General features: G+C 33.2%; 16 protein-coding genes. 3 read left to right on the top strand and 13 right to left on the bottom strand.

Annotation, left to right across the window (positions count from 1 at the left end; genetic code table 11):
• Positions 1–4: 4 nt before the first annotated feature.
• From ACJJVO_RS13105 to ACJJVO_RS13090, 4 genes are all read right to left on the bottom strand, one after another.
• Entirely contained in the window at positions 5–985 is a 981-nt protein-coding gene (locus ACJJVO_RS13105; protein ID WP_405574875.1) for an acyl-ACP desaturase, read from the bottom strand.
• A gap of 22 nt (positions 986–1,007) precedes the next feature.
• Positions 1,008–1,745, bottom strand: a complete 738-nt coding sequence (locus ACJJVO_RS13100) for a lysophospholipid acyltransferase family protein (protein ID WP_405574873.1) — start codon at positions 1,743–1,745, stop codon at positions 1,008–1,010.
• A gap of 137 nt (positions 1,746–1,882) precedes the next feature.
• Positions 1,883–2,293, bottom strand: coding sequence for a BrxA/BrxB family bacilliredoxin (locus tag ACJJVO_RS13095; RefSeq protein WP_115815632.1), 411 nt, complete (start codon positions 2,291–2,293; stop codon positions 1,883–1,885).
• A gap of 134 nt (positions 2,294–2,427) precedes the next feature.
• Positions 2,428–2,841 carry a hypothetical protein gene (locus ACJJVO_RS13090; protein ID WP_405574871.1) on the bottom strand — a complete coding sequence of 138 codons (414 nt, stop codon included), beginning with the start codon at positions 2,839–2,841 and terminating at the stop codon, positions 2,428–2,430.
• A 125-nt stretch (positions 2,842–2,966) separates the two neighbouring features.
• Here ACJJVO_RS13090 and ACJJVO_RS13085 point away from each other — a divergent pair, with 125 nt between their 5' ends.
• The gene (locus ACJJVO_RS13085) at positions 2,967–3,755 is read left to right on the top strand and encodes a TerB family tellurite resistance protein (RefSeq protein ID WP_405574870.1); all 789 of its coding nucleotides are present in this window, start codon (positions 2,967–2,969) and stop codon (positions 3,753–3,755) included.
• Positions 3,756–4,050: 295 nt separating this feature from the next.
• Here ACJJVO_RS13085 and ACJJVO_RS13080 read toward each other — a convergent pair whose 3' ends face one another.
• The 6 genes from ACJJVO_RS13080 to ACJJVO_RS13055 are packed head-to-tail and all read right to left on the bottom strand — an operon-like array spanning position 4,051 to position 10,671.
• Positions 4,051–5,211 carry a metal ABC transporter permease gene (locus tag ACJJVO_RS13080; protein ID WP_405574868.1) on the bottom strand — a complete coding sequence of 387 codons (1,161 nt, stop codon included), beginning with the start codon at positions 5,209–5,211 and terminating at the stop codon, positions 4,051–4,053.
• A complete protein-coding gene (locus ACJJVO_RS13075; protein WP_405576951.1) occupies positions 5,204–6,331 on the bottom strand; it encodes a metal ABC transporter permease in 1,128 nt (375 codons plus the stop codon). Before ACJJVO_RS13075 ends, ACJJVO_RS13080 begins: the two co-directional genes overlap by 8 nt.
• A gap of 5 nt (positions 6,332–6,336) precedes the next feature.
• Positions 6,337–6,729 (bottom strand): VOC family protein, encoded by a 393-nt coding sequence (locus tag ACJJVO_RS13070; RefSeq protein ID WP_405574866.1) that lies wholly within the window; start codon positions 6,727–6,729, stop codon positions 6,337–6,339.
• Between the two features lie 3 nt (positions 6,730–6,732).
• Positions 6,733–7,467 (bottom strand): metal ABC transporter ATP-binding protein, encoded by a 735-nt coding sequence (locus tag ACJJVO_RS13065; protein ID WP_405574864.1) that lies wholly within the window; start codon positions 7,465–7,467, stop codon positions 6,733–6,735.
• Positions 7,467–8,378: a metal ABC transporter solute-binding protein, Zn/Mn family gene (locus ACJJVO_RS13060; protein ID WP_405574862.1), complete on the bottom strand. Its 912-nt coding sequence runs from the start codon at positions 8,376–8,378 to the stop codon at positions 7,467–7,469. The genes ACJJVO_RS13065 and ACJJVO_RS13060 overlap by 1 nt, the downstream gene beginning before the upstream one ends.
• 40 nt (positions 8,379–8,418) lie before the next feature.
• Complete coding sequence (locus ACJJVO_RS13055; protein ID WP_405574860.1) at positions 8,419–10,671, bottom strand: TonB-dependent receptor; 2,253 nt, start codon at positions 10,669–10,671, stop codon at positions 8,419–8,421.
• 99 nt (positions 10,672–10,770) lie between these two features.
• Between ACJJVO_RS13055 and ACJJVO_RS13050 the strand changes: the two genes are divergently transcribed.
• Together ACJJVO_RS13050 and ACJJVO_RS13045 are read left to right on the top strand one after the other, a co-directional pair.
• A complete protein-coding gene (locus tag ACJJVO_RS13050) occupies positions 10,771–11,427 on the top strand; it encodes a metal-dependent transcriptional regulator (RefSeq protein WP_405574858.1) in 657 nt (218 codons plus the stop codon).
• 126 nt (positions 11,428–11,553) lie between these two features.
• Positions 11,554–12,360, top strand: a complete 807-nt coding sequence (locus tag ACJJVO_RS13045; RefSeq protein ID WP_405574857.1) for a DUF6503 family protein — start codon at positions 11,554–11,556, stop codon at positions 12,358–12,360.
• Between the two features lie 260 nt (positions 12,361–12,620).
• Here ACJJVO_RS13045 and ACJJVO_RS13040 read toward each other — a convergent pair whose 3' ends face one another.
• The 3 genes from ACJJVO_RS13040 to ACJJVO_RS13030 are packed head-to-tail and all read right to left on the bottom strand — an operon-like array spanning position 12,621 to position 15,088.
• Complete coding sequence (locus ACJJVO_RS13040; protein WP_405574855.1) at positions 12,621–12,761, bottom strand: FeoB-associated Cys-rich membrane protein; 141 nt, start codon at positions 12,759–12,761, stop codon at positions 12,621–12,623.
• A 1-nt stretch (position 12,762) separates the two neighbouring features.
• Complete coding sequence (feoB, locus tag ACJJVO_RS13035) at positions 12,763–14,862, bottom strand: ferrous iron transport protein B (protein WP_405574853.1); 2,100 nt, start codon at positions 14,860–14,862, stop codon at positions 12,763–12,765.
• Positions 14,855–15,088: a ferrous iron transport protein A gene (locus ACJJVO_RS13030; RefSeq protein ID WP_405576949.1), complete on the bottom strand. Its 234-nt coding sequence runs from the start codon at positions 15,086–15,088 to the stop codon at positions 14,855–14,857. Before ACJJVO_RS13030 ends, feoB begins: the two co-directional genes overlap by 8 nt.
• Positions 15,089–15,126 lie beyond the last annotated feature (38 nt).

Raw genomic sequence — 15,126 nt, 5'->3', positions numbered from 1 at the left:
AATATTAAGCAGGATCAACCCATTTAAATTGAAATGAATTCTCAGGAATTTTCATACGTTCAGACAAACGATACATTCTAGGAGGTAATTTCATTAGATAATCGCGTGCTTTCTCAGCTTCCTCATTAAGACCCGTAATTTTATCAATTTCCCAACGGTCAATAAGTTTCTGTAAAATATCAACATAATCGTTTGAAGTATAAACACCAATACGTTGTGCTGTAAAAGAAAATTCTTCAAAAGCTGTTCCTATACTTTCTCCAGATTCTCTTAAAAAATGTGCTGGCATAGCTATTTTTCGTTTCATCATATCGTAGAATGCCATCATCATCTGGCTTGGATCTACAGCAAAAATGCGCTCTACAAACTCAGAGTATGCATGGTGGTGGCGCATTTCGTCACCAGCAATTATTTTACACATTTTAGCCAATTGTTTATTGCCTTTTTGTTTGGCAATTTTAGCTACACGATTATGAGAAACGTAAGTTGCTAATTCTTGGAAGCTTGTATAAACAAAGTTTTTATAAGGATCTCTACCTGTACCAATATCAAAACCATCGTTAATTAAATATTGTGTGGTTTTTTCAATTTCTTTCATATTAACACGTCCAGAAAGATAAAGGTACTTATTAAGCACATCTCCGTGCCTATTCTCTTCACCTGTCCAATGTCTTAACCATGTAGACCATCCGTTACGTTCTACTTGGTCAACACCCTCTACATCCATAAGCCAAGACTCATAACTAGGTAAAGCTTCTTCAGTAATCATATCTCCTACTAAAACCACCCAGAAATCATAAGGTAATTCTTTAGACAATTCTCTAATTTCTCTAACGTCTTCAAAAAATGAATCTTTAGTAGAATCGGGCAAAAAGTCGGTAGGTTGCCAAATTTTTTCAACAGGAATTAAATATTTTTCTATAAGAGATTGAACATCTTTTTCAAGATGTTGCATCACTTCTAATCTTACATTTTTTAACGACATCTTAATCGATATTTATTAAGGGTTATTTCTCAATTCCATCAACAATAGTTCGCTCAACTTGCTGAATTAATTCGAGTTTATCTGTAAAGTTAATAATTTCTAAGGGCTTATGTACAGTAAATTTCATATGATTTCCTATTCCCATTGGAAATTTCCCATATCTAAGCATCTTCCAAGAATTATTTACAGTAATAGGAACAACGAGTGCAGATGGTACTTTTTTTAGCAACATCTCTAATCCTTTTGTTTTAAAAGGCTTTGGGTTTCCGTCTTTACTTCTGGTACCTTCAGGAAAAATAACTGCTGCGCGTTTAGTTTCTTCAATATATTCACCAAATTTTAGCATTGCAGGTATAGCCTGACGTGGATTTTGTCGATCTATTAAAACCGAACCACCATGTCGTAAATTATAAGATACACTTGGTATGCCTTTTCCTAATTCGGTTTTAGAAACAAATTTTACATGGTGTTTACGCATGTACCACATTATTGGTGAGATATCATACATGCTTTGGTGATTAGACACAATAATTAATGGTCTATCTGTAGAGATATTATAAGGATTGTAAAATGAGATTCTTGTACCTAATAAATTAAGGCAACGCATAATAAAAAATTGTAGTGCATCTACTGCTTTTTTGAGACCAATATAACCAAAGACTTTGTGGCAAACCCATTGTATAGGATGAAAAATACACAAGGTTAACAGGAAGCAGACCGCAAATAAAGCTGTAAGAGGATAAGCTAATAGTTTTCTCATAATGCAAAAATATGAAATGTAACGAAGAAAAAAACTGTCATTTTAAACGAAATTGAAACAAAGTGTTTCAGTACCATTTAAAATGACAGCTACTAATATTTAAATAAAAAACCTCAGTCTTAAGACATCAAGATTTTTTAGCAATACTCATTATAAGCATCCATAAGGTTTTCAGCGATTAACTCTGCTGGACGACCTTCAATATGGTGACGCTCTAACATGTGTACTAATTCTCCATCTTTAAACAAAGCCATACATGGCGAACTTGGAGGAAAAGGAACCATATGCGCTCTAGCTGCATCAACAGCTTCTTTATCTACACCTGCAAAAACGGTAACAATATGGTCTGGTCGTTTTGCATTTTGCAAACTAGTTCTTGCTCCTGGTCTAGCATTTGCAGCTGCACAACCACAAACCGAATTCACAACAACAAGTGTTGTACCTTCTTTTGCAATTGCCTTATCTACAGCTTCTGATGTATGTAATTCTTCAAAACCTACTTTGGTTAAATCCTCACGCATTGGTTTTACTAATTCTGCTGGATACATATTTTTTAATTTTAATTAATCTTATTTTGAATTGCAAAGATACTGAAAAATAGTAGGCAGTACACAGTCTTAAGTTAGGAGTTTAAATGATGCTATTATAGTTTTCAATAGTGTTTTAGAACAAAAAAACATGATTATCTGTTAAATGTGAGCAAAAAACCATCTGCCACAACACCCTCATCTAAAACCAGTTGCGAAGCATTTAATGTGATAATTTCATGGTTAATTCCAAAATTATGTATTACTAAGTATGCGGTTTCACCAGTTGTTGACAGTACCTCATAATCGTAAGTTCCAGATGATAAGCCATCATAAATAACATTTGCTGTGTTATTATTAGTAACAGTTAATTCTAAATTGTCTTCATTAAAATCCCAAATTATTAGACCAACTTCAAAATCATCATCAACACCAGCTAAACCACCAGTAACATTTACTAAATTCCATTGCCCACCTATTGTTGGCTCTGCATTTTGTTGAGAATTGTCATCCGTATTACAGCTTAACATAAGCAGTGTAAAAGTTAGAATGTAGATTGTGTTTTTCATAAAATTTAAAGATGAGTTATATCTATAAGATGAATTTTCTATAAAAGGTTGCACATGAATCGTAACAATTTACATTTTCATCCCACTAACATATAGTATATTTGAATTTTATAAAACAGAAAAATATGAGTTTTGCAAAGTGGATAGGTGGTGCTTTAGGTTGGTCTTTTGGTGGTCCAATAGGTGCTATTATTGGATTAGCTATTGGTAGTTTTGTTGATAATTTATCAGAGAAAGGCACACCACTTTTAGGTGATCGCCGAACAGGGCAACAGCGCGACACCTATAGAACAAGGACAAAATATGGTAAGCAGACATCAAAACCACAAACACAATCCGGAGATTTTGAAGTGAGTTTATTAATTTTAGCATCTATTGTTATAAAAGCCGACGGTAAACAAGATCAACGCGAATTAGATTTTGTGCGTCAACAATTTACTAATATGTATGGCAAGGATAGAGCTAATAAGGCTTTTGAATTGTTTAAGCGCATTACTAAGCAAAATATTTCTACACGTCAAGTTTGTTTACAGATTAAGCAAATGATGGATCATGCATCGCGCTTACAATTGCTCCATTTTTTATTCGGAATTGCAAAAGCAGATGGCTTAGTTACTGAAGACGAATTACGACAAATTTTCACCATAACTGGTTATTTAGGCATTAGCAACAGAGATTACCAAAGTATTAAAGCTATGTTTTATAATAGCAGTGATAATGCCTATAAAATTCTAGAGATAGATAAATCAGTGCCAGATGATGAAGTAAAGAAAGCATATAGAACAATGGCTAAAAAATACCATCCAGATCGCGTTGGTCATTTAGGTAAAGAACATCAAGAAGGCGCCGAAGCTAAGTTTAGACAAGTGCAAGAAGCTTATGAGCATATACAGAAAGAACGTGGATTTAAGTAAGTCTTAAGTGTGTATAGTAATGTTTAGTTTGTAACTGCTACAGTAGAGATTCTATAAATTTACTTTTTCCTTTCTTTTTCTCTTTGTTTTTTTTCAATGTATTTAAAGTAGCGTTGTGTTTTGTACTTGTTGTAGATAAATACGCATAATACAATAAATCCTACAATGATTAATCCGTTTTTACCGGTTAGATAATTTAATATATTCATGACTATTTAAAAATATTTAGACTTAGTCGACATAAGTGCTAAAGCTTTCATATTATTTTTTCGAAATGGCAAGAATAGTATAATAATTACCCTCTAAACAAAAAGAAATCATCTTTCATATCTTCAATCTGTGCATCTTCGTTAGTCATAATATAATCAATGGCCTTAGAAGTAAATTCATTTCCTTTTTTAGTTAAGGACACAATATTATTTTCAATAACAATCATGTTGTTTTTTTGTGCTAAATCTAAGACGGTTCTAGCGCGTACTTTTTGCCAATTAATATGTTCGTTCAGGTGATTGACGTGACGTTCTTCAAGCTCATCATGATTTTTTAAATGCAGTAGAAAAGTCAATAATGAAACTTCTGTGCGTTGCTGCTTTTCTCTGTACATTACAGCAATAATTCCTTTTGTTGGTGCAAATAAGTAAACTGCCAAAAATACTAGGCCAAGTATAGTAGTTATTGAGCCTGCAATAGAAGCATCTAACCAATGCGCTACCCAATAACCAAAAACAGCACTAAACACGCCAAAACCAATGGCTAATGCAAGCATTTTCTTTAAATCGGTTGTAAGTAAATATGCAGATGCTGCTGGCGCAATCATAAGAGCTACAACCAAAATAGCACCAACGGCATCAAAAGCTCCAACCGTTGTTACAGATGAAACAGACATTAATCCATAGTGAATAACAGCTGGTGAAAATCCTAAAGAAGCAGCTAAGCCTTTATCAAACGTACTTACTTTTAATTCCTTAAAGAATAAGATTAACAGTGTAATTGTAACAAGTAAGATAGATCCTACTACCCAAAGCGATTTTGGCCCTACGTCTGTACCTCCAATAACAAACCTATCAAAAGGTGCAAAGGCTAATTCACCTAATAAAACAGCGTCAACATCCAAGTGCACGTCATTCGCATTTTTTGCAATGAGAATAACACCAATACTAAACAAAGCCGGAAATACTAAGCCAATAGCAGTATCTTCTTTTACCAAACCCGTTTTTTGAATATATTCTACAAGCACCACTGTAATTATACCGGTTAAAGCAGCTAAAAAGATGAGTATAGGCGAATTTAAATCTTGGGTAACAAAAAAGCCAATTACAATTCCTGGCAATATAGCATGGCTGATAGCATCACTAATCATAGCCATTTTTCTCAGTACTAAAAACGTTCCTGGAATAGCACACGCAACGGCTACTAAACTAGCAATAAGCTGTATTTCTATTTGAGCACTATTCATCTTCAGTCGTTTGTTTAGTGTACAAATTTGCGGCCGTTTTAAAACCTGTTTCAGTTAAATTCCACATACTTCCATTGAGTTCTACGTAATGTTTATCAACTAATTTTTGAAGTGTACTTTTAGTATAACCTTGAAAATTATTCAAAAGTTTAATCTTATGTGGGTGTGATATATTTTCATGAGTTTCTGCAATATGATACATAAAAGCTAGTGTTTTATGCAACTCTAAATCCCGTCTGTTTTTTATGACTCGTATTTGTTTGAATAATAAGCCTCGACTTGGCGAAAAAATAAACGAGAAGCCAACAAATACACTAGCAACAAGGACTATAACTGGGCCTGTAGATAAATTATTCTGACTGGCACTAATTGCAGTTCCAAATACACCCGAAAAGGCTCCAAATATTGCCGCTAGACATACCATTTTAGACAAACTGTTAGTCCATTGTCTTGCAGCTGCAGCTGGTGCCAAAAGCATAGCACTCATTAAAACCACACCAACAGTTTGCAGCCCTAAAACAATAGCTAAAACAATAAAAATAGTAATAAGAATATCTATAGTTTTAGTATTAAAACCAAGTGTTTTTGTATAATCCGCATCGAATAGCAAAATTTTAAATTCTTTCCAGAACGTTAACATAACTATCAAGCAAAGTCCGGTGACAATAGCCATCATCCAAACATCACTCTCCACTAAAGTAGCCGCTTGCCCAAAAAGATATTTGTCTAAACCTGCTTGGTTAGCATTAGGTTGTTTTTGAATAAAGGTGAGTAATAGCATTCCAAAACCAAAAAACACAGATAGAATAAGTCCTAATGCTGTATCAGATTTTAAATGGGTTTTAGTCACAATACCTTTTATCCAAAAGGTTCCTATAAGTCCACTAACAAGGGCACCAATTAAAAGTGTGTTACTATCTTTTGCTCCTGTTATTAAAAAAGCAATAGCAATACCTGGTAGCGCAGCATGAGAAATAGCATCACCTAATAAACTCTGTTTTCTAAGTACAGCATAACTGCCAAGCATACCTGTTACAGCACCAAGAATTGCCGTACCAAGGGTTATAGTTCTTAGCGTATAGTCTGTAAAGACGAGTTCTATGTATTCTATTAAGTTTATGGTCGTTAATTTTTTATTGGTGTACAAATTTCTATTAAAAAGCCATTAAGATCTCTTAAATATCCTACTTTTTGTCCCCAAGGTTTTTGGGTAATACTCTCATATACAATAGCGCCTGCTGCTATGGCATTTTTAAAATCTGTTTCAATGTTTTCACTTGTAAAAGCCATTTCAATTCCGCTTGGCTTTTCATTTATTGAAAGTTGTTTAAAACCTTCTTTTAAGTTTGAATTCCCTAAGGAATTAGAAGCAAAAGCAATTGTAGTTTCTCCAGAAAGTAATTCTCCATAATCATGCTCTGGCGTTATAAATTTCTTTAGAAATCCAAAAGCGTTTTCATAGAATGAAATTGTCTTTTCTACATCTTCAACATATAAAATAGTGTATGCGTATTTCATGTTTTACTCCTGTATACTCACTTTATAATTAATACCATAAGTTTTGGTTAAATTATCATCATTAAAGATATCTTTTACCGGACCTGTGGCAATTTTCTTCACGTTTAAAAAGGTGACCCAATCAAAATATTCTGGTACTGTTTGTAAATCGTGATGCACAACAATAACTGTTTTGCCTGCTTTTCTTAATTCTTTTAATATATTAATTATTGCTATTTCTGTTGTAGCATCTACCCCTTGAAACGGTTCGTCCATAAAATAGATGGACGCATTTTGCACCAATGCTCTTGCCAAGAATATTCGCTGTTGCTGACCACCTGAAAGTTGACTTATTTGTCGGCTTTTAAAGGCTAACATGCCTACTTTTTCTAGAGCTTCAAGCGCTGCTTTTTTTTCTTTTTGACCAGGTCGTTTTATCCATCCCAAACTTCCGTAAGTTCCCATCATTACCACATCTAATGCTGTGGTTGGAAAATCCCAATCTACACTTCCTTTTTGTGGTACGTAAGCTACTAATTTTCGTTGTTTTTCGTACGACTTACCGTAAATTGTCACACTACCTGCGATAGGCTTTAAAATACCTAATATCGATTTAATAAGTGTTGATTTTCCTGCTCCATTTGGTCCTACAATAGCCATTAAAACGCCTTCCGGAATTTCTAAATCAATATCCCAAAGTACTGGTTTGTAGTTGTACGCGACAGTTAAATCATCAACTTTTACAGCTATTTTATTCATTATTTAAGTGCGTTAACAATGGTATTTACATTATACTCAAACATGCCAATATAGGTACCTTCTAGAGTTCCGGCATTTCCAAGAGCATCAGAATATAATGTTCCTCCAATTTTCACATCGTGTCCTTTAGAGTTCACGGATGCTTGTAAAGCTTCAATAGTTCGCTTTGGTACTGAGCTTTCTATAAAGATGGCTTTAATTTGTTTGTCTATAATAAAGGTAGCTAATTTTTGAACATCTTGTACACCAGCTTCTGTAGCTGTAGAAATACCTTGTAAACCTACTACTTCAAAACCATAGGCTTTACCAAAATAATTAAAGGCATCATGCGCTGTTACTAAAACTCTTTTTTCCTTTGGAAGTGAAGCAATAGTTTCTTTTATATTACGCTGAAGTTCATCTAATTTAAGACTATAAGCCTTCTCATTTGCCTCATATTTGGATGCATTTTTAGGATCTTTTTCAGATAGAACTGAAGCTGTTTTTTCCGCAAATTGTTTAAAATAATTAATATCAAACCAAACATGTGGATCGTAATTTGAAGCAAAATATTCAGAACCTATTAAAGTTTTCTTATCTAATGTACCAGAAAGCGCAATAGTAGTTTTGTTTGTGCTTTCCATTTGTTCTAGTACTTCCACTAGTTTCCCTTCTAAATGTAAGCCACTGTAAAATATAACGTCTGCATTTAATAACTTGGACACATCTCCTTCACTGGCTTTGTAAAGGTGTGGATCTACACCAGAACCCATAAGCCCTTGTACATTTACTAAGTCACCTCCGATATTTTGTACTAAATCCGTAAGCATTGTGGTAGTGGTAACGATATTTAGCTTTCCGTTATCTTTAGTAGCATCCTTACAGGCTGTAAAAATGAGTGTGATAGCAAATAGGAAAATTATTTTTTTCATATATCTAAATATTTATTACGAAGGTACTAAAATTGTGTGATTAATTTAAGTTATATCTCACTCCAAAAAACAATATAACCCCTTGATTTGGACCATATACATAAGACGGATCAAATGTAAGTGCATATGGATTATCTGCTGTAGCAATAACATCTCCATTTCCATCAAATTGCACGTTTTCATCAAATGGGTCATCTGCTCTTGCTATGATGAATGGATTTCCTTTGTTAGGTGTCCAGTTTAATAGGTTTTTAACGCCTGCATAAATTTCTATATTATCAAAACCATCATGTGTAATTTGTATATTTTGAATGCTCCATGTTGGTGAATATTCTTGTCTTGGATCTAAATCTCCCAATAACGGTAAACGCATAGGACCGTAAAGGTTACCTGTATAATCTAAAGTAAGATTGGTCGCGTAATTTTTATAGCTAAATGACCATACACCAGAAAAACTTTCTGTAAGTATTTGTTCTGTTGTAATATGGTCTTCTGTTTGTGATACATCTTGATATGTGGCACCTACCGATGCTTTTATACCACTTCCTAAAACTGCATCAATATTAAAACTAAGTCCTTTTGAGGTAGAATAGCCTTCTAAATTATCATATATAATTAGATTAGGGTTTGTGTCGTAATCTGGAATAATGGCATTGGTAAAATGAGTGTACCAAGCAGATGTATCAAAAGTGAAATACATACCGTTTTTTAGATATAATTTTTTTAGATAACTTAAGGTAACGTTATACGATTCTTCAGGATTTAGGGTTTCATCAATAACAACTTCTCTTGCACCTGTTAGAGCTGCATGTTCTTCTGTAAACAGGTTTACAACTCTAAATCCGGTACCTGCATTTAATCTAATAATATCATTGTCTGTAGGTTTAAATCTATAAGCCAAACGCGGAGTAAAAATATTGCCGTGCCTACTGTCATAATCGTAGCGCATGCCCAATAATAAACTTTGTTTTTTATTAAAGGCAATTTCATCTTGAACAAATAAAGAAGGAATGGTGACTTCATCTGCAGATGTAGTTGCTGTAGTATTATCGTTATAGTAATTGTAACGCAATGCTGTACCAAAAAGTAAATCGTGATTATTTATTTTTTTATCCCAAATAAATTGGCCGAAGCCAATGCGTTGTTGTGCTAAATAAAGAGTGTTTCCGTAAACTGAATTTTGGTCGTGGTCAGAATAAGAGAATTGGAAATTTACGTTTTCGGCAATGGGCAGTTGATAGTTTCCTAAAATCTCAAAACGCGAGGTGTAAATGCTTTCTCCATACACTTCGTCTCCACCTCTATACCCTTTATTCCATTGTAGTTCTCCTCCCCAACGATCTTCATAAAAGTAACGGCCAGCTAAGGAAAACTTTCTATTATTAGAACGTTTAAAATCCCATTTCTGAAAGATTGAAATACGATCTTGCAAGGTTAGGTCTGTAAAATTATCATTGTTATTATCAATTATTTCGTCAAACTTAAAATAGTTGGTTCCGACTAAAACGGTTGCTTTTTCTCCTACTTTGGCTTTAAACCCAGCGTCAAGATTAAGCTCTCCCCAACCAGTAACAAAAGCATCTGCAAAAAAACGCGGAGCATTTTCAGGTAATTTTGTAATAATGTTTATTAAGCCACCAACAGCTTCACTGCCATATAAAGATGATGCTGGACCTTTTACAATTTCGATTTGTTCTATAAGCGAATTCGGAATTCCAGATAATCCGTAAACTGTAGATAATCCACTAACAATTGGCATACCATCTATTAAAACTAAGGTGTATGGACCTTCTAAGCCATTAATATGAATATCTCCAGTATTACAAACATTACAATTTAGCTGTGGCCTTACTCCGTTGACATTTTGAAGTGCTTCAAAAATATTTGGAGTTGGATTTTTCTTTAAAAATGTTGGTGTGTAGACTTCCACAGGCACAGGACTTTCTAACCTAGAAACTGCTTTTAAAGTTCCTGTTATAATCACTTCATCGAATGCATCGTTTTCGTTCAGATTAAACTTAACATTGATGTCTTTATTTTTTATAACAATATTCTTTTTCTGAACTACAAATCCAGTAAATGAAGCTGCTAAACTATAAGTTCCAGGCTCTAAATTCTCAATTATAAATTCGCCATTAGCGTCTGTACTTATGCCTTTTGTAGTGTTTTCTATGTATATATTAGCATAAGCAAGAGGTTGACCTTCTGATAGAACTTTGCCAGCAATACTGAAAGTTGATTGCGCAGAGGCCGTAGAAAAGAATAAGAAAACAAAAAAATTAATTAGCTTCATCTTTATTTATTTTTATGCAAATATAAAATCATTTTTAGACTAATCTAAAAATATTTTAAGAAGTTTATCTTTTCTATATTTGCGGAACACAATATGTTTATGATCACATTAACGGAAGAAAATTATATTAAGGCTATTTACCACCTAAGTAATAATGGTGAAAAAACAGTAAATACTAACGCTATTGCTGAGGTGATGCAGACAAAAGCATCTTCTGTTACAGATATGATTAAAAAACTATCTGAGAAGAATTATGCAGATTACAAAAAATACCAAGGTGTATCTTTAACAGAAAACGGAAGGCGTGTTGCAACTAATATTATAAGAAAACATCGTCTTTGGGAGGTCTTTTTAGTAGAAAAGTTAAATTTCTCTTGGGATGAAGTTCACGAAGTAGCAGAACATTTGGAACATATAAAATCTGATAAATTGGTGAATGAATTAGATGCTTTTTTAGAATTTCCTACTCACGATCCTCATGGTGATCCAATACCAGACAAGGAAGGCAATTTTAAACATGTTGAAAAAATTGTCTTGGCAAAGGCAGAGGTTGATGCGACTTATAAATGTGTTGGAGTCGATGATACGTCTTCTAAATTTCTAAAATATCTAGACAGTAATAAAATTGGCTTAGGTACTATTATGACCGTTAAGCACAAGGAACCTTTTGATAATTCTATAAAGTTAGCTTTAGCTGATTCTGAAATTGTAGTATCTCAAAGTGTTGCTAAAAACTTGTATTTAAAGAAGGTTTAATCGCTTTCTATTCTTTTATTTCAGCTCAAAAGCTAAAATTATCTTAAAATAGCTAGGTCTAATAGTTAGTTCTCAAATTACATTCTAGATTTGAAGTCTTTATAACCTTAATTAAATATACTTATCATGTTAAAGCCTTTTATTGTCTGCATCTTACTTTTAACTCTTGTTACAAGTTGTAAAACTGAAAAAAAGGATAATGAGAAAGTATCAACTATAGAGTCTCCTCTAGAAATAACTAAAAAAGAATTAACACCTATTGAAACTATTGAAGAGGCTTACAACAAAGATTTGTTTTTATCTAATGTAGCTATAGAATCTAATATGGTAATTAGTTTTGGTGGTAAAGAGCGTCTAAATGCAAAAATGACTTATTTAACCAATTCAACAAAAGGAAAAATTGAATTGAAAGATGGTACGATTATTTATTATGATGGAGATAAGGTGTTCCATTCTCCAAATCTTATTAATGATAAAGCAGCTCGATTTGATGCTTATACTTGGATGTATTTCTTGTTGTTTCCTACAAAGTTGAGTGACCAAGGGACTATTTGGTCTAACGTAGAAGCCTCTAGTCTTAATGATAAAACATACAATGCTCAACGTTTAACGTTTGAAGCAAACACAGGTGATGCACCAGATGATTGGTATATTGTTTACAGCGACCCAAAAACACATATGATGGAGTACGTTGCATACATTGTAACGGTGAACAAGTCTACAGAAGCCGCAGAGTCAGATCCACATGCCATAGGATACTCTAATTATAAAATGATTGATGGTGTACCAATTGCACATAATTGGGAGTTCTATGAATGGTCTAAAGATGGTGGTTTAGGTAAGGTTATTGGTAATACAATTATAAACAACGTAAAGTTTGTAAATCCAGATGCTGATATGTTTACGGTTCCTGCGGATTTTATAGAGAAATAGGAATAGTACTTGAAGTTAGTTAAAGCACATAAATATTATTAGTTCCTCTTTTGCATAAAAGCTTGTAAGGCGAATACAACAATAATTTCTGCTCTTAAATATAATATACCATATATAACGGTGAGGTTAAACACTGTTATAACTATTAACGCAGAAATAGCAAGTCCAATACAAATTAGAATCCCACTAATTAAGTCTTTAAAAGAATGTTGATTTGTTGTTAAGATTAAAGTCTAGGAAATAGCCTATTAAAATTAATATTAGTGACATCCACAGCCATCATCACCTCCACAGGCTTTGGTCGATTTTTTTTTAGGCGACCAAATATATTTACTCACTAAAAAAAGCAAGGCCAAACCTACTGCTGAAAAAACTAATATATTTTGAATAATTGTGTTCATATCATTTCAAGACTTGAAAAGCTATTAAAGCTACAAGATAAGCAAAAGCGCTCATAATTACTAATTGATACATTGGCCACTTCCATGAATTAGTTTCTTTTTTAACGATAGCAAGAGTACTCATACACTGCATGGCAAAAGCGTAAAAAAGCAATAATGAAATACCAGATGCAAAATTAAATAGCGGACCACCTAGTATTGGGTTAACTTCACCAGCCATTCGATTTTTAATAGTTTCTTCCTCATCACTACCAACACTATAAATAGTAGCTAAAGTACCAACAAATACTTCTCTAGCAGCAAAAGAACTTACTATAGCAATACCAATTTTCCAGTCATAACCTAATGGCCTAATAGCTGGTTCAATAGCATGACCTGCAATACCAATAAATGAATGCTCTAGCTTGTGTGATGCTATTTTTTGCTCCAACTCTACTTCACTTAAGTTTTCAGTTGCATATTCTTCCGTAACAATACTTTCTGCGTTATTAAAACTATCTCCTGGTCCGTAAGAAGCTAAAAACCATAGTACAATAGAAATAGCAAGAATTATTTTACCAGCACCAAACACAAAGGCTTTAGTTTTTTCTAAAACCGTTAGAGCTACATTTTTAAATAAAGGCAATTTGTAATTAGGCATTTCTACCACAAAGAAACTCTTGCTTTTTATTTTTAATATCTTATTTAAAATCCAAGCAGAACCAACTGCTGCTCCAAAACCAATAATATAAAGTAGCATTAGAGTTAAAGCCTGATAGCTTAACCCTAAAACTCGCCCTTCAGGAATTACTAAAGCAATAATAATTAAATACACAGGTAATCTTGCCGCACAAGTTGTGAAAGGTGTTACTAAAATAGTAATTAAGCGCTCTTTCCAACTCTCAATATTTCTAGTAGCCATAATTGCAGGAATTGCACAGGCTGTTCCAGAAATTAAAGGGACCACACTTTTTCCGCTAAGTCCAAAACGTCGCATAATACGATCCATTAAAAAGACCACTCGACTCATATAACCGCTTTCTTCTAAGATAGAAATAAACAGAAATAAGAATGCAATCTGTGGAATAAAAATAACAACACCTCCAAGACCAGATATAATACCTTCGGCCAAAAGGTTAGTAAAAGCGCCTGCTGGCAATGTGTTTTTTGTCCACTCACTTAATGATGCAAAAGCACTATCTATAAAATCCATTGGAATGCTAGACCAATCATAAATAGCTTGAAAAATGGTGAGTAAAATGATTCCAAAAATTAAATAGCCCCAAACTTTGTGGGTTAAAATTCTATCTAATTTTATTCGTAAATCTTTTGCAGACTTAAGGTCAATTGTTTGTCCTTCTTTTAATGTTTCGTTTATAAATTGATAACGCTTTATGGTTTCTTTTTGCTGCAGACGTTTTAAATCGGCTTTAGATTTTGTTTTAAAATCTTCAACTTTATCAAAGGTTGTTCTGTCTGTTTTTCCAAAGTTTACATCTTGGGTAATCACTAACCAAAGTTTGTATAATAATTGATTTGGGAATGCTTTTCTCAAATTGTCAAAATAGGCTTCATCTATACTAGATGCATCAAGACAAGGTTCTATAGAGAGCTCTTTATGAGACGCTATTAACTCTTTTAACTTATCAATTCCTTTGTTTTTGCGAGTACTAATTAATGCAATTTTAGTTTTAAGATGCTCTTCTAAACAATCTAAATTTAAAGAGATACCCTTATACTCCATTCTATCAGCCATGTTAATGACTAAAATTGTTGGAATTCTTAAATCCTTAATTTGAGTGAATAATAAAAGATTTCTCTTTAAATTTTCTACATCACTAACTACAACAGCAACATCTGGATAATCTTTATCATTTTTGTTTAGAAGTAATTCAATAACGACGTTTTCATCTAATGAAGAAGCGTTTAAACTATAGGTTCCAGGTAAATCAATGATATGTGCTTTAACGCCTCTTGGAAGTTTACAAATACCCTCTTTCTTTTCAACTGTAATACCAGGATAATTCCCAACTTTTTGGTTTAATCCCGTTAATGCGTTAAAAACAGATGTTTTTCCTGTATTTGGATTACCTATTAATGCAACGTTGATCTGCTTACTCATGTGCAGTTTCAATTATAATATGAATAGCAGTTTCTTTTCTAATGGCTAAATGTGTTCCATTAATATTAAGATACATAGGATCAGCAAAAGGTGCTACTTGCACAAGCTCTACCACATTACCAGGTAAACATCCCATTTCGAGAAGCTTTAACGGAATATGAATTGAGGACACATCAGTAATAATGCCTTGCTGCCCACGTTTTAAATCTGCTAATGTCAATCTTATCCTTATTTAGATTAATTTTAAAGAAGCAAAAGTACTAG

Source organism: Winogradskyella sp. Asnod2-B02-A (assembly GCF_045063645.1).
In the GTDB taxonomy this organism is placed as follows: domain Bacteria; phylum Bacteroidota; class Bacteroidia; order Flavobacteriales; family Flavobacteriaceae; genus Winogradskyella.
The sequence above is the reverse complement of the archived record's forward strand: the minus strand, read 5'-3'. Positions and strand labels throughout refer to the sequence as shown.

Coding starts and splice junctions, on each gene's coding strand:
- feoB (WP_405574853.1), bottom strand. CDS start 14,862: ATGAGTAAGCAGATCAACGTTGCATTAATAGGTAATCCAAATACAGGA.
- ACJJVO_RS13040 (WP_405574855.1), bottom strand. CDS start 12,761: ATGAACACAATTATTCAAAATATATTAGTTTTTTCAGCAGTAGGTTTG.
- ACJJVO_RS13055 (WP_405574860.1), bottom strand. CDS start 10,671: ATGAAGCTAATTAATTTTTTTGTTTTCTTATTCTTTTCTACGGCCTCT.
- ACJJVO_RS13090 (WP_405574871.1), bottom strand. CDS start 2,841: ATGAAAAACACAATCTACATTCTAACTTTTACACTGCTTATGTTAAGC.
- ACJJVO_RS13045 (WP_405574857.1), top strand. CDS start 11,554: ATGTTAAAGCCTTTTATTGTCTGCATCTTACTTTTAACTCTTGTTACA.
- ACJJVO_RS13065 (WP_405574864.1), bottom strand. CDS start 7,467: ATGAATAAAATAGCTGTAAAAGTTGATGATTTAACTGTCGCGTACAAC.
- ACJJVO_RS13105 (WP_405574875.1), bottom strand. CDS start 985: ATGTCGTTAAAAAATGTAAGATTAGAAGTGATGCAACATCTTGAAAAA.
- ACJJVO_RS13070 (WP_405574866.1), bottom strand. CDS start 6,729: ATGAAATACGCATACACTATTTTATATGTTGAAGATGTAGAAAAGACA.
- ACJJVO_RS13100 (WP_405574873.1), bottom strand. CDS start 1,745: ATGAGAAAACTATTAGCTTATCCTCTTACAGCTTTATTTGCGGTCTGC.
- ACJJVO_RS13060 (WP_405574862.1), bottom strand. CDS start 8,378: ATGAAAAAAATAATTTTCCTATTTGCTATCACACTCATTTTTACAGCC.
- ACJJVO_RS13085 (WP_405574870.1), top strand. CDS start 2,967: ATGAGTTTTGCAAAGTGGATAGGTGGTGCTTTAGGTTGGTCTTTTGGT.
- ACJJVO_RS13050 (WP_405574858.1), top strand. CDS start 10,771: ATGATCACATTAACGGAAGAAAATTATATTAAGGCTATTTACCACCTA.
- ACJJVO_RS13080 (WP_405574868.1), bottom strand. CDS start 5,211: ATGAATAGTGCTCAAATAGAAATACAGCTTATTGCTAGTTTAGTAGCC.
- ACJJVO_RS13095 (WP_115815632.1), bottom strand. CDS start 2,293: ATGTATCCAGCAGAATTAGTAAAACCAATGCGTGAGGATTTAACCAAA.